General features: G+C 46.6%; 14 protein-coding genes. 6 read left to right on the top strand and 8 right to left on the bottom strand.

From position 1 onward, the window contains the following. Nucleotides 1-207: 207 nt before the first annotated feature. Together WH46_RS15795 and WH46_RS15790 are read left to right on the top strand one after the other, a co-directional pair. On the top strand, nucleotides 208-405 hold the full coding sequence (locus WH46_RS15795; protein ID WP_017814794.1) for a hypothetical protein: 198 nt from the start codon (nucleotides 208-210) through the stop codon (nucleotides 403-405). Between the two features lie 13 nt (nucleotides 406-418). Continuing rightward, nucleotides 419-736, top strand: coding sequence for a spore coat protein (locus tag WH46_RS15790; protein ID WP_017814795.1), 318 nt, complete (start codon nucleotides 419-421; stop codon nucleotides 734-736). 192 nt (nucleotides 737-928) lie between these two features. Here WH46_RS15790 and WH46_RS15785 read toward each other — a convergent pair whose 3' ends face one another. Beyond that, nucleotides 929-1,765, bottom strand: a complete 837-nt coding sequence (locus WH46_RS15785; RefSeq protein WP_026136348.1) for a YitT family protein — start codon at nucleotides 1,763-1,765, stop codon at nucleotides 929-931. Between the two features lie 492 nt (nucleotides 1,766-2,257). Here WH46_RS15785 and WH46_RS15780 point away from each other — a divergent pair, with 492 nt between their 5' ends. Next, nucleotides 2,258-2,731, top strand: a complete 474-nt coding sequence (locus WH46_RS15780) for a nuclear transport factor 2 family protein (RefSeq protein ID WP_046227471.1) — start codon at nucleotides 2,258-2,260, stop codon at nucleotides 2,729-2,731. Between the two features lie 2 nt (nucleotides 2,732-2,733). After that, nucleotides 2,734-3,597 (top strand): NAD(P)H-binding protein, encoded by an 864-nt coding sequence (locus tag WH46_RS15775; RefSeq protein ID WP_046227470.1) that lies wholly within the window; start codon nucleotides 2,734-2,736, stop codon nucleotides 3,595-3,597. A 401-nt stretch (nucleotides 3,598-3,998) separates the two neighbouring features. Here WH46_RS15775 and WH46_RS15770 read toward each other — a convergent pair whose 3' ends face one another. The 3 genes from WH46_RS15770 to WH46_RS15760 all read right to left on the bottom strand — a co-directional run bounded on the left by WH46_RS15770 (nucleotide 3,999) and on the right by WH46_RS15760 (nucleotide 6,770). Beyond that, nucleotides 3,999-4,592: a TetR/AcrR family transcriptional regulator gene (locus WH46_RS15770; RefSeq protein WP_046227469.1), complete on the bottom strand. Its 594-nt coding sequence runs from the start codon at nucleotides 4,590-4,592 to the stop codon at nucleotides 3,999-4,001. Between the two features lie 36 nt (nucleotides 4,593-4,628). Then, entirely contained in the window at nucleotides 4,629-5,786 is a 1,158-nt protein-coding gene (locus WH46_RS15765; protein ID WP_046227468.1) for an N-acetyldiaminopimelate deacetylase, read from the bottom strand. A gap of 126 nt (nucleotides 5,787-5,912) precedes the next feature. Beyond that, entirely contained in the window at nucleotides 5,913-6,770 is an 858-nt protein-coding gene (locus tag WH46_RS15760) for a LysR family transcriptional regulator (RefSeq protein ID WP_046227467.1), read from the bottom strand. A 123-nt stretch (nucleotides 6,771-6,893) separates the two neighbouring features. Here WH46_RS15760 and WH46_RS15755 point away from each other — a divergent pair, with 123 nt between their 5' ends. Beyond that, the gene (locus WH46_RS15755; protein ID WP_046227466.1) at nucleotides 6,894-7,634 is read left to right on the top strand and encodes an SDR family NAD(P)-dependent oxidoreductase; all 741 of its coding nucleotides are present in this window, start codon (nucleotides 6,894-6,896) and stop codon (nucleotides 7,632-7,634) included. 122 nt (nucleotides 7,635-7,756) lie between these two features. On the opposite strand, the gene dapD is transcribed toward WH46_RS15755, so the two are convergent. After that, nucleotides 7,757-8,470: a 2,3,4,5-tetrahydropyridine-2,6-dicarboxylate N-acetyltransferase gene (dapD, locus tag WH46_RS15750; protein WP_017814804.1), complete on the bottom strand. Its 714-nt coding sequence runs from the start codon at nucleotides 8,468-8,470 to the stop codon at nucleotides 7,757-7,759. A 312-nt stretch (nucleotides 8,471-8,782) separates the two neighbouring features. Here dapD and WH46_RS15745 point away from each other — a divergent pair, with 312 nt between their 5' ends. Beyond that, nucleotides 8,783-10,033 (top strand): S41 family peptidase, encoded by a 1,251-nt coding sequence (locus WH46_RS15745; RefSeq protein ID WP_046227465.1) that lies wholly within the window; start codon nucleotides 8,783-8,785, stop codon nucleotides 10,031-10,033. Nucleotides 10,034-10,144: 111 nt separating this feature from the next. Here the strand turns inward: WH46_RS15745 and WH46_RS15740 are convergent, their stop codons facing one another. The 3 genes from WH46_RS15740 to WH46_RS15730 form a co-directional block, all read right to left on the bottom strand. Then, a complete protein-coding gene (locus tag WH46_RS15740; RefSeq protein WP_046227464.1) occupies nucleotides 10,145-11,461 on the bottom strand; it encodes a hypothetical protein in 1,317 nt (438 codons plus the stop codon). 321 nt (nucleotides 11,462-11,782) lie between these two features. Further along, on the bottom strand, nucleotides 11,783-12,439 hold the full coding sequence (locus WH46_RS15735; RefSeq protein WP_046227463.1) for a hypothetical protein: 657 nt from the start codon (nucleotides 12,437-12,439) through the stop codon (nucleotides 11,783-11,785). Between the two features lie 89 nt (nucleotides 12,440-12,528). After that, on the bottom strand, nucleotides 12,529-13,179 hold the full coding sequence (locus tag WH46_RS15730; protein WP_046227462.1) for a hypothetical protein: 651 nt from the start codon (nucleotides 13,177-13,179) through the stop codon (nucleotides 12,529-12,531). Nucleotides 13,180-13,581: the final 402 nt, after the last annotated feature.

Below are 13,581 nucleotides of genomic sequence, written 5' to 3'. Positions count from 1 at the left end.
CAGAGGGCTTTTGGCTATGCCTTTATGCACAATGCGATGTCATAGGCAGTATCTGCCGGATAATGTACCATTAGCGACTGCTTGTTCTCTTTTTATGCTGCCCTACAGGTTGGAGCACTACCCCATTTTCGCTGATACAAACAAATCAAACAGGGTTATATACAGATAGAAAGCCTGTTAAATAATGGTTGCAAAGGAGATGTCATCATGGCCAAACAATTAGCGACTCATGAAATGCTGGAAGTGCACGAGCTGCTTACTTTCAAAACATCTTGTGTTACCAAAGCGGTAGCTATGCGCGAACTTGTCAAAGACGATAAGCTGAGACAGATTATGGACGAAGATGTTCAAGACTCCATCAAAGCAATTGAAGACCTCAGATCCATCCTGGAAAAACAAAAATAAGGAGGAATTCATTATGGCTTCCAACAGTATGACCAAAGAAATGCTCGTTAATGCAACAGCACCACTCGATGATCTGGCAATTGCCACCGATCTGCTGATGTCTGCCAAAGCAGGTGTCCGTAACTATGCGGTAGCGCTGACCGAGACAGCTACACCAGGTGTACGCCGTACACTCAAAGCCCAAATGCAAAAAGCGATCGATCTGCATGAGAAAATCGCTAACTATATGATCGAAAATGAAATGTACCATGCATACAATATCGACGAGCAGGTAGAACACGATCTGCAAAAAGCCGATATGGCGCTGGAACTCGCCAAAAGCAAGTCCTGAGCCTTGAACGGCTGAATCGATCGGAAGCTTCATGATCTGCCTCTGTAGTGCACTGCGTATCTGAATGCGCAGGCACACGGACAGCACATTGTCTTCCATGCCAAAAGCCACGCCTTCTCCTGTACGGGTATTCCCGGAGGAGACAGCGTGGCTTTTGGCTGTGTTTCTATTTATTTAAAAGGAGCATAGATCTTACTTGGATAGTTCCAGGAACCCTTCACCAAATACATCGCGCACATCATGAATCGTAATAAATGCATTCGGATCTTCGGTGCGTACGATCTTTTTCAGGACGGATACTTCCTGTTTGCTAATTACAATATACAGTACTTCCTTCGGATTCTTGGTGTAGTATCCATGACCGGATAATACAGTCACCCCGCGATCCATGACGGTAATGACCTTCTCCGCGATTGCTTCCTGATGGGAGGAGATGATCATGACTGCCTTTTTCGGATTCAGACCCTCGATAATAAAGTCCATGACTTTGGTACCGATATACAGCGCGATGATTGTCAGCATCAGCCGCTCTGCTCCGATAATGAACAGGGACGAGAATGCCACGATCAGGTCAAAAAAGAGCAAGCCGTAGCTGATATTCCAGTCTAGGTATTTATGTGTAATTCGTGCCAGAATCGCTGTACCTGCCGTTGTGCCGCCTGCACGGATAATCAGTCCGATTCCCACCCCGACCAGCACACCGGCAAAGACCGCATTGACTACAATCTCATTGGATTCAATATGCCAGCCTTCGGTCAGATGCAGGAACAGCGAGTTCAGCGCTACCGCGATAATCGTATAGATAATACTCGTTTTATCCAGAAATTTGTAACCGATCAGAATCAGAAATGAATTGATCACCAGATTGACCAATCCGGGAGACCATTGGAGCAAATAATAGATGATAATCGTAACCCCGGTCACGCCGCCTTCACCCAGATTGTTCGGGATGATGAACAGATTGACCGCCAGTGCAAACAGAAAAGCGCCTATCGTGATCAGTACCATATCATAAATGCGTTTTTTTATGCTCATGCTTCCATGCTCCTTTAATCATCCGTATCTATTGAACCGGTATAGGAATTTGCTCATGCCGAATCCATCCGGAAAGACGATTCTGCCGCTCGATCCGGGTATCTAACCATTCTTACCCGACAAATGAGTATTGTAAGCCACTGGAGACAAGCAAGTCAAAGCTTTTTTACGATACTTTGACTATTCATTTCTGCACCTGATTACCGTTAAAAAGCGGGTTGTTACATGAAAATACATACACATTTATGAATATGAAGCTGCCAAGTCAGCTTTGCGCGTTTATTCGCTATGCTCATCCTCTTTGCAAGCCCTACTTTACCCAGACAATAATCACCTCAAATTATTTTTGACTATTTAGTCCGAATATTATTGACTATTTAGTCCGGAATAGGTATAGTGGTCTTACAAGCCTTTGACAAAGCCGCTTCATTGCTTCTGTCAGGACAAATATAATCCTACTACTCATTTGAAAGCGAGGCATTTATTATGACCAACCCATCCGTTTCTTCCTCTTCTACTATTGATGTATTGAACGAACGTGCAGAACAGGCGCTACATCTAATCAACCAGTTTGGTTCCCTGCTGCTGGATAAGGATATGCAGAGCTGGCTGGACTTGTTCGACGAGCAAATCCGCTTTGAGTTCCCTTATGCAGATGAAGGTTACAACAAGTTGCTGGAGGGTAAACAGGCTCTCGCCCAGCATATGGAACAGTTTGATGGAATGATCCGCATGAATCATTTCAGTACACCGGTAATTCACCAAACGCTGAACCCGGATATCTTTATCGCCCAGTTCCAGGGGACAAGCATCTTGCTGGAGACAGGCAAGGTCTATGCACAGGACTATATCTCCCTGATCGAAGTGAAAAATGGTAAAATCTCGCGTTATCTGGATTACTGGAACCCACTCGCTGTAGCACGGGCTGTCACTCCGGATGCACCTACACAGGAGGTCTAATTATGAACAATCCACAACTTCTTCTCACTGCCGGCAGCGGCAAAACATCGACCCGTATCGCCGAACTACTGACTGCCCAAGGCTACACTGTACGCAAAGCGATGCGCTCCCCACGTTCTGGTCAGCAGGCGATCCCTGAAGTGGAATTCGACTGGTACCGTCCAGAGACATTCGCTGCTGCCGTCGAAGGAATGAACACGATCTATCTGGTCGCTCCTATCATGGACATGCATCCCGAGAAGGTCATGATTCCTTTTATCGAACAGGCACTGGCTGCCGGAACACAGCGCTTGGTCATGCTGTCCAGTGCTTCGATTGAAGCGGATGGACCTGTCTTCGGAACAGTGCAGCAGTATATTATGCAGCATGCGCCGGAATGGGCAATTCTGCGCCCATCCTACTTTATGCAGAACTTTACCGAAGCTGCACATGGCTATGCGATCCGTGCCGGCGCAGGTATTACCACAGCGACCGGTGATGGCAAGCTGGGATTTGTCGATGCCGAGGATATTGCCCGTGTGGCTGTCCATGCACTGACCGATGAGCAGCCGCATAATACCGATCATATCATCACCGGACCGGAGTCTCTCAGCTATGGAGAAGCTGCCGCTATCATTAGTCATCTGTCTGGACTGGATGTGCAGCATCATCATGTGGGCGAAGAACAATTGTACGACCTGCTGCTGACTGCCGGGATGCAGCCAGATTATGCACGCTTTTTTGCCGGACTGGATACACGTATTCGTACCGAAGGCATCGAAGATCAGGTGACAGATACGGTGCTGCGTATTACCGGCCAGGCTCCACGTTCACTGGAAGCCTTTATCCGCGACAATCTGCAATGGTACGCACCCGTTACCAGCTGAATCCGATAATAGGGCACGAATATTTTCTTGTAGCGAACAGTGAACATCTGATTATACCTAAATATATAATTCATATAACAACAGATAAAGGCACACCCAAGTTGTCATACTTGGGTGTGCCTCTTTTATATAGGATCGCCAGATCATACCGGCGATCCTTCTTTGATAACCTTTATTCAAAAACTCCAACGGTACATCTGATCCAATTCACAGCATTACGCCGCCCCACTGATATGCCGTACATACCATACCAGAAACATCCAGCAGACGATGACAACAATCACGAAAATCGCTGCGATCCATGCTATTCTTTTACCTTTTTTGCTCATGTTCATCACTCCTCATTCGATATTCAGCTATCCATGAGTTGCTTTGTTCACCCGAGCTTATCGTTGCAGTGCTCAGGCACGATGACTTCGTAACACCGACAATGCAATCTTCGTGATGCTGCGCAGCTGCTGTTCATTCGCACCTGCCTTGGCCGAGAAAATAAGACCCATCCGCTCATGTGCCAGAAAGTGTGCCAACTCCTGCAAATCAAACGCTGCAGACAGCTCTCCTTCATCTGCCGCCCGCTGCAGCAGCCGGTACAATCCCTGCTCGATTTGCTCGGTATTGCTCTGCAAATAATCCCGCAGCTCTGCGTCTTGCGGTGCCTGCTCAACCGCGCTGCTAATGATAAAGCACTGCTGTGCCAGTTCCGGATCGACCAGCGCCTGGATCATCACATCGAAAATATACTCCAGCTGCCCGATCGCACTACCGGGCTGTTCCAGCAGCTCTGCCATATCCTCGGTCTTGCCATCCATATAATGTTTGACCGCCATAATAAACAGATCACGCTTGGTACCGTACGTATCATACAGACTCTGCCGCGCAATGCCCAGTTCCTGCAGCAAATCCGGCAAAGTCGTCCCTTCATAACCGGTCCGTCCAAACGTCTTCATCGCCCGCTGCAGCACCGCCGTTTTGTCAAAAGCTTTGGTTCTCGCCATACGTACATCCTCCTTTCGCTCGTTCTGTCTTGCTATCTATACGTGATGTAGTCCGTCCTGCTCTGCAGTTGTTCCTGATTTCCACTCGAAATAATCCGTCACGGTACGAACTGCCACCTCTATCGCGTCCTCACTAGGTTCCAGCTTGGCATGATGCAGGCCATACGGTGTATCCACACCCAGCCAGAACATGAAGCCCGGAATCCGCTCCAGCAAATAACCAAAGTCCTCTCCCGTCATCGCTTCCGTACACTCGACCAGCTGTACATCCGAACGGCCGGACAGCCACTGCATAAACTCGGCAGTCAGCTTTTCTTCATTATATACCTGCATATAGTTGGAGCCCCAATCAATCTCTGCCCGGCACTCGAATCCGGCTTCGATCCCTCGCACCAGTGCCTGAATGCGCGACTTCACCAGTACCATCGTCTCGGCTGACAGCGTGCGGATCGTGCCTTCCAGACGTGCACGTTCAGCGATAATATTCTGCTTGGTTCCGCCTTCGACTTTACCAATGGTCACAACTGCAGAATCCAGTGGATTCACATTGCGAGCGACAATACTTTGCAGCTGACCCACCAGCTGACAGCCGGCAACTACCATATCATTGGCACGATGCGGATAGGCAGCATGTCCTCCCATTCCGATCAGATCAATGAACAGCTCCGACGTATTGGCGAACAGAATACCCTGTCTTGTCGCAATAGTGCCTACCGGATACTCCGGCGCCACATGCAGTCCGACGATCTGCTCCGGCATCCAGTCCGCCAGTTCGTCGCTCTCCAGCAGCGGCTTTGCTCCACCCGGTCCTTCTTCAGCCGGTTGGAAAATCATCACCAGATCATCCTGCATCCGCTGCCGGGCGAAATGCGTCAGTATTCCCAACCCGATCGTCATATGCAGATCGTGCCCGCAGGCATGCATATAGCCGGGGTGCTCACTTTGAAAATCATATCCGGTCTCTTCCACAATCGGCAGTCCGTCCATATCGGCACGATAGCCAAACCGGCGCTTCGGTGCTGTCCCGTGCACATAGACCAGAATCCCTGTTTTCCAGGTACGTATTTCCAGATGCTCCTGCGGCAATTGGGCGATATAATCCAGCAGGTATTGCTGGGTTTTGAACTCCTGGAATCCCGGTTCGGGAATCCGGTGCAGATCACGGCGGATATTAATAAGTGTTGGTGTAGTCATAGATTTCGCTCCTTGCCCATAGTTAAGGATATGTTAAAAGTCGGAAGACATAATCATTGTATATTGAAAAGACTACCGGAATACTCGATCTGTTTCCAGTATATCGTTACGAATGAATGACTGATTTTAGACAGATTCGGATGGCTGATTTTGCAAAAATCGAATAAACTTTCGCAGACCTGGCGGCTGTTTCTTCGTATGCCTGATAATAAAATCGATCCTGATCCGTTCGGACAACCGCTTATGTTGCACAGTAGATAAAGCCTCTCGACCGTGAACCGCAGATGTCGGTACGATGCTCATTCCCATTCCGTCATGAACGGCCTGCAGAATAGATTCCAGCGAATCAAATTCCATTATAACCGGATGCTCCGGATGATGGACTCTGGCATATTCCAGTGTTTTATTGCGGTAGATACAGTTTTTGTCCCCATTGACGATCAGGACGGGATCATGGCTGGAATCATCTTTGCCGGGATGAGGCGAGATCAGTACTACCTCTTCCCAATAACTATGCACCGTATCAAACTGTGACGCACTATATTCGCCCTGTACAAAAGCCCCGTCCAGCTCCCCATAGGATAGCATGGATAGCAGATGCTGCTTATCGTTCGTTTTGAGCTTCACATCCATATGACGGACGTCTTGGAGGAATGACGCGAACAGCTGCGGAATCTTGACGGCAGATACGGTCTGGGGAGCACCAATGGTCAGACATTCCCTGCTTTCCTCTTGTTGCAGCACCAAGGTGACCTCGTCCATCAGCTCTACAATCCGATTGGCATAATCCAACAAAATAACGCCCTGTTCCGTTAAGGTAACGCCTCTGTTATTGCGCAGGAACAAGCGAACGCCCAGCTCATCTTCCAGGCTTTTAATGCGCTGGCTGACATTGGGCTGCACATAGCCCAGCTTTTCGGCAGCTTTGGAGACCGATTGCAAGTCAGCCACCTGTTTGAAGATCCGCAAATCGTGACTTTCCACAGACAATCTCTCCTTCACAGATATCATTTCAAATGATACCACCTTCATTATTCTGTATTATACGCCGTAGCTGGCCAAAAATATAATAAAGAGGTGGCATATACCCGAAGGAGGATGAACAAAATGCAGCTACAACATAAAGTCGTCATTATCACAGGCGGCGGTACCGGGATTGGAAAAGCCGTCGCTCTGAAGCTGGCCGCCCAGCAGGCCAAAGTCGTCATTAACTACAGCCGATCAGAACAGGAAGCTATGCAAGTTGTAGAGGAAATCAGCCGCTTCGGCGGAACCGCAGCAGCCTGCAAAGCCAATGTCGCTATAGCTGAGGAAGTCGATGCGCTGGTACACTATACAGCATCCACATTCGGGACAGTGGATGCGCTCATCAATAATGCGAGCATTACCGCCCAGATCCCCATGAACGATCTGGATGCAGTAACCGATGACGTATGGGATTCTCTTTTCAATGTGAATGTAAAAGGAATGTTTCACTGTATCCAGGCCGTTGTTCCCTATATGAAAAAGCAGGGCTCCGGCGTTATTATCAATATGGGCAGCGTGGCTGGAACGACGGGTATCGGCTCTTCGATCCCTTATGCAGCCACCAAGTCAGCAATTCATACCATGACCCGGTCACTGGCTATTGCTCTGGCTCCGACGATCCGGGTCAACAGTATTGCCCCCGGTGCCGTCGCTACCCGGTGGTGGGCAGGCAACGAAGACAAAATGCATCAGCTGGCAGGCCATCTACCGCTCCAGCGCATTTCCACTCCTGAAGATATTGCAGACGCGATCCTGTTCCAGTTGACACAGGAATCGGTCACCGGCCAGATTTTCACGATTGATAATGGTCAGACACTATGAAGATAATGCCCGTATACCTATAATATTCAACAAAAAAGCCCGGCAGATGCCGGGCCTTTGGTGCAAGGGTCATCAGACCATTTGGTGATGCTTGTCTGACGCTTCCTCTGTCATATATCCAATTACAGGGTACGCAGATCCTGCAGAATCTCTGTTTTGGATTTCGTTTTGTCGTCGACCTGTTTGATCACGCGTGCAGGTGTGCCTGCGACTACGGAGAATGCAGGTACGTCTTGGGTTACAACAGCTCCAGCTGCTACAACAGCGCCTTCACCGATACGTACGCCTTCCAGAACAACTACATTGGCACCGATCAGTACATCGTCTTCTACGACAACCGGCTGCGCACTAGGTGGCTCGATAACGCCCGCCAGGACGGAACCTGCACCGATGTGACACATTTTACCGACTTGAACGCGTCCACCCAGAACAGCGCCCATATCGATCATTGTACCTTCACCGATAACTACACCGATGTTGATGACTGCGCCCATCATGATAACCGCATTGTCGCCAATGGATACCATTTCACGGATAAATGCGCCCGGCTCGATACGCGCATTGATGTTCTTCATGTCCAGCAGCGGAATCGCGGAATTACGACGATCGCTCTCGATCACATGATCTTCGATCTGTGCGCTGTTCTCGGTCAGTACGCCCTGGATATCCGCCCAGTCGCCAAAAATAACACCGGTGTTGCCGGTGATGAATGTCTGCACGCCCTCTGGGAAAGTCAGACCGTCCAGCTGGCCTTTGAGGTATACTTTGACTGGTGTTTTCTTTTTGCTTGTTTTGATCAGGTTAATAATTTCGTGCGTGTTCATCTCGGTAGACATGTGCAGATGACAGCTCCTTTTTCTCAAATAATCGTGCGCCCGTATGTATCACTCTACGCTACGGTGTGCCTGTATTCATATCATATGGCATAGCCTTATGTGAATATATTCGTGTACGCTTGGTTCCTGGTCGGAACTACATCATTTATAGCATACATCCACAGCCAGTCGCAATTGATCCATGATATTTACACCAAATGTTTATACAGATAGTACATAATTTTACGCGTAATATCGTAAGCAGGGAAGCGACCTATTCCACATTGGCTAATCGCACATGTTTGTATACCAATTTTATCATGGAGGTTAACCATGACATTTCTTGTTCTCAGAAAAGTAGTTGTAAAAGGAACCTTTCTTATTCTCTTTCTACTGTTGATCTGTATATATGTACATTATCGATACTGGCAGCAGCAGTGGGAATCTGATCTATCTGCGCTGGAGCAGCAGTATATTCATCAGGATATCCAACTGAGCCAGGATCACGAACGAGCGAATCGGTTTATACAGCAATTAAACGATGTAGATCGGCATTTATTCTCTTATTATCCCGATGATGATCAGGTACAAATAGGAATTCTGCAAGCCCTGACCCATGCAGGACAGCTACATAATTCCATCGCATTTAGCCCATCCCCGACGACCATAATGCCGTTTCGTCTTTATTTACAGGATAACAAATTATACGTAGTTGCCACTTTGTCTGAATATAAGCAGGTTCTATATGCGGAACTCACTGCAATTAATAGCCGACCGACTGCCCAGATCATCCGTCAGCTTCGTACCATTATCCCTCATGATCACGAACAGGATTTGAGGGGATTGATTCCTTCCTACATCCTGTTGCCGGACATTCTACATGGACTGCAGATCATTCCAAACAAACAGAAAGTGCCTCTTGCCTTTTTGGATAAACAAGGTACTATCATTCATCTAACCGTTGCTCCCATACCCATAACCGATATGAGCAATGCACTACAGGTAGCAAACCATAAGCCATCTTCCGTATCTTCTGCAGCAAAGCTCAATTACAGCTGGGCTTCCCTAGACAACGAACATACATTTTATCTAGATTACAACACCTGCGCTGATGATCCCGCTTATCCAGCTGCTCGGTTAATAATGGATGTGCAGGACAGCATTCATAATCTGAATATACATAAGTTTATTATCGATCTGAGAGGAAATTCAGGTGGAGATGAGAATGTACTGCTTCCTCTGTTCGATATTCTAAAAAGCTCACCGAAAATCAGGCAGCGCATAATTGTACTGGTAGATCGGCAGACAGCTTCTTCTGCCATGTTTCACGCAGTGACGCTGCGTAAAGAATTGCATGCGGTTATCATTGGCGAACCTGCGATGGGCGATCCCAATGCACCAGGTGATATTTTGCCATTCACTCTTCCGGAGAGCAAGATGGTCATCTATTACTGTACTCAGGAGTTCCACCGCGCCCCCTATTCTGTTTTGAAGCCGGACATTCCGGTATCCTATACTATTAACGACATGCAGCAGGGAATGGATCCGGTGCTCCAAAAGGCACTACACTACTCCTTCCAATAAACAACCTCTTCAACAAGGAACAAACAAGGCGTTGCTTCACACAACCCAAAGAGAGTCAGCATTTACAACTGCCGGCTCTCTTTGGGTTTATTTATCGGATGAAGTTTCCTTTTATTTGGAGCCTCCATACACATCTTCTGTTACACGATCCGTCTCGCTTCCATACACATTGGCTGTTACTGATTGTTGCGGATCGCCACTGATGGATACTTCATTAATGCTGACATAGGTGCTGGTCGTATTGACATCAATTTCGATGTAGCGATAGTAACCCGGATTAATCGAGATCGGGTCCAGCACTACAATGCCATCTCCACCCGGAGCATGAATAGTGCCTTTATAATAACCGACAACTTCCCAACCATGCTCCCAGCCACGCCATCCTTTGATCAAGTATTCATCTTCGCGTACATCGGATGTATCACGGGCAACCGGAGAAAATTGGGTGGTCAGCTGGATCGAGTCTATAAAGACAGGATCTTCTCTGTTAAAAGCGATTTCCAGAGAACCGTCATCATTGGGCGGATAGTTGGGATTGGTGTAATACCAGGATGTATAGATATCGCCATCAATTGCGGCGCCCGGTGTCAGATTCAGATCACGGTAATACGGCCACATATAAGCTCCTGCCCCATCCGGTATTGTCTTCGGAATAAATTTGGACTTGGGTACAACAGTTAATTCTTTGGAATAGTACATGGTGCCATTGAGGTTAATCGCTATTTGGAAGTAATAAGTCTTGTCATTGGTCAGATTGTACACTCTCGTACCCAGATTTCCTCGGTAATCAGCTACAACCTTATTCGTATACTCCCCTGGCTTGGTACCATAATAAATAACAGTCTCCCCATAACCGAGGTATTCCCATGTGAGCAGCGCAGCTCCGCTTAACTGGGAGATCGTTGCATTCTCAAACGTACGGACCATTTTCGTCGTCAGATACAGCTCATTGATCGACACCCAGGAAGCGCTGGAATCAATAGAAATGAGCACCCCGCCATAATCGCCTTCGGTTACCGGAATACGATCCAGCATTGTTACCGATCCATCTTCCTTATGCTCAATAGTGCGTGATGCGCGGCCAATCTCTTTCCAGCGATCGCCTTCCAGACCGTAGATCAGATACTTTTCCGTACTGGTAGGCGAAGCCGTCGTAGCAATCTCGATACCATTCATCTGTACATTCTGATTGAAGACGACACTGATGACTCCGCTATTTCTCCCTGCATTCCAGGCGGTCTTCAGATCGCCATCTGCTATCCGCTCCGGCTTGTTGCTCTTATACGCCGTATGCGAAGTAATCAGACTCTTGCTTGGTACATCGATCCGGGTGAACTCCTGCTCCTCTGCATGTACCGGTGCAGCCGGTACAGATAGGACGAACAGGCAAATCAGACACAAAGCAGCATACATCACACGCCAATTCATTAATAATCCCTCCTTTATAATATGAAGATTCAATTCATTATATAGCCGTGCTAGCTAACTGTAATACATTTATTTGTAAATTTTCCATAATTATTTCATGGGTGGATATATTCAATTAATTGACTATTGGATCGCATCACATACCGCTATAAATGGTTATAAGAATCAGAATTTCTCTATACCTATTTGCCCGAGAAAAAGCAAGAATGGCAGCTTACTGATGTAAGTGATATGGGCATCTATCAACAAGAACTCCGAATCTCATAAAGAGAATCGGAGTTTCGGTCAATCTGATCATTGGTGTACACTGCTTCTTTATTCTCACTCCGCTATTTTCACAGACTTTCTGATGGTGAAAAATAGGACACTATTGAACAATATATAGATCGTCAAGATGATAGCAGCCTTTGACATAGTGATTCCTCCGAAAACATTATCGGTTATCCCGTATACCATAATAGCGGCCGTAATAAATAGATTTCCCCAAATACGGATTTGTACGCGTGTCGACACTTCAATCGTGTTTTTCACCTTGTCCAAACCCAAAAATATCAATAGCAGTATAAACGGACTGCTTACCAAGTAATAGACACTATAAAACTGGATGCCTCCTACCATACCTTTCAGCAGCATGGAAATATACATTCCTTCGTCAAAACCGGCAATATCGGTAAACGAATGATTAGCATAGCGGTTAAACATAGCGTAGGTAAAAACGGGAAGTATTATTTTCTCTGCTACAAAAAGCGGAATAATGATGCGCGAAAACAAAAAGGAAATATGCTTCATGGATCGTCGAATACTAATAAAGTACAGGCTGGTCACCAGGATGGGAATAGCAGCTATGAGATTGCCCTCTATATATTTGCTGACATCCAGCCAGTTATGAACAAATAAATAAGTAAGCAGGTAGGCGGCGATGTATACCATCATACAAACAGCTACCTGAAATTTGCTTTTGGATAACCTTGTGAACATTGAATATATCCTCCCTCTTTAAGCAATCTGTCATTGGGTATAGCTCACTTGGTTGCTTTCATTTATCGGTTGTTCTTCATTCCATCCCGTCAATTCATTTCAACAGCTGTCCCCGCTTCTATATTCATCAGGAAATGGATCGGTTTTAAAGGGTCTTCTCTGGCCGGCATAATCTTTTCTGTCGTGCTGACTATGTACTGATTGCTCTGATCTGTTGGTTTCATTGTGATCCAGCCTGTTTCTTCTCCTTCGGTATACGCTATTGAATAGGCAGAACCCATACCGATCGGCACTTCAATTGTCTGTTCTTCGCCAGTTGCCCTATTTTTGAGATAGACACGTTCGGAGGAATTGCGCTGTGTACCATTCACAATCTCCAGCCGATACTCATACTTTCCATCTGTGGTTATCCTGGTCTCATCTGCACTAACATGATCTGTTAACCAGCCCACCGTGCTCGTATTACTAATGCCAACAAAGGACAATAGTAAAATGATGGCTGATATTATCACCGGAACCAGCGTACGCAGCCAATCTGTAAACACTCTTGTGTAAAACAGATTATACCCGCCGATAATAATCAGACCGATCAGCGGAATGCCTACTACGATCAACATAATAGTCTCCACCAGATCAACCGCTCCCTGAAAAGCTCCTGTTGCTCCGAGTACCATCCATAGCAGCGTCAGAATGCCAACAGCAAGAACTGCACCATACGCTATCTTCAGAATCTTCTGCATAAGCGCCTCCTTTTTCTAAATGTATAGTTATATCATATCGTCTCTTGTCCGTATAAAAAAGGGATCTGTACCAAACACTTACATCTACGATCTGAACGCATCTACGTCTGAATATATTCGATACACACGATGTTGAAACGGATGGACTACTTTTGACTTCGTATTCTGGTGCTGTTTATTGTCCTTGTCTATTCTTGCTACTGCTAGTATCAAGCTCCTTTCACTTACGAAAGCTTGATACTAGAATTTATGATACTAGGTATTAACATCTATTCAATGGATACACGCTATAAACCCTTTAACAGCAGGGTTTTTCAGCCATTCTATACCACATACTCTTCTTTTAATAATACTATTTTTGATACTTCATAACAGTATTAATACTTAGTATCACAAGTATTA

This window comes from Paenibacillus dauci (genome assembly GCF_000971985.1).
Classification (GTDB): Bacteria; Bacillota; Bacilli; order Paenibacillales; family Paenibacillaceae; genus Saccharibacillus; species Saccharibacillus dauci.
Note: the sequence above shows the minus strand (reverse complement) of the source record. Positions and strands in the feature narration are given on the sequence as shown.

Bases quoted from the DNA above. Each gene is read 5' to 3' on its own strand.
- WH46_RS15795 (WP_017814794.1), top strand. From the start codon at position 208: ATGGCCAAACAATTAGCGACTCATGAAATGCTGGAAGTGCACGAGCTG.
- WH46_RS15790 (WP_017814795.1), top strand. From the start codon at position 419: ATGGCTTCCAACAGTATGACCAAAGAAATGCTCGTTAATGCAACAGCA.
- WH46_RS15780 (WP_046227471.1), top strand. From the start codon at position 2,258: ATGACCAACCCATCCGTTTCTTCCTCTTCTACTATTGATGTATTGAAC.
- WH46_RS15775 (WP_046227470.1), top strand. From the start codon at position 2,734: ATGAACAATCCACAACTTCTTCTCACTGCCGGCAGCGGCAAAACATCG.
- WH46_RS15770 (WP_046227469.1), bottom strand. From the start codon at position 4,592: ATGGCGAGAACCAAAGCTTTTGACAAAACGGCGGTGCTGCAGCGGGCG.
- WH46_RS15765 (WP_046227468.1), bottom strand. From the start codon at position 5,786: ATGACTACACCAACACTTATTAATATCCGCCGTGATCTGCACCGGATT.
- WH46_RS15755 (WP_046227466.1), top strand. From the start codon at position 6,894: ATGCAGCTACAACATAAAGTCGTCATTATCACAGGCGGCGGTACCGGG.
- dapD (WP_017814804.1), bottom strand. From the start codon at position 8,470: ATGTCTACCGAGATGAACACGCACGAAATTATTAACCTGATCAAAACA.
- WH46_RS15745 (WP_046227465.1), top strand. From the start codon at position 8,783: ATGACATTTCTTGTTCTCAGAAAAGTAGTTGTAAAAGGAACCTTTCTT.
- WH46_RS15740 (WP_046227464.1), bottom strand. From the start codon at position 11,461: ATGAATTGGCGTGTGATGTATGCTGCTTTGTGTCTGATTTGCCTGTTC.
- WH46_RS15735 (WP_046227463.1), bottom strand. From the start codon at position 12,439: ATGTTCACAAGGTTATCCAAAAGCAAATTTCAGGTAGCTGTTTGTATG.
- WH46_RS15730 (WP_046227462.1), bottom strand. From the start codon at position 13,179: ATGCAGAAGATTCTGAAGATAGCGTATGGTGCAGTTCTTGCTGTTGGC.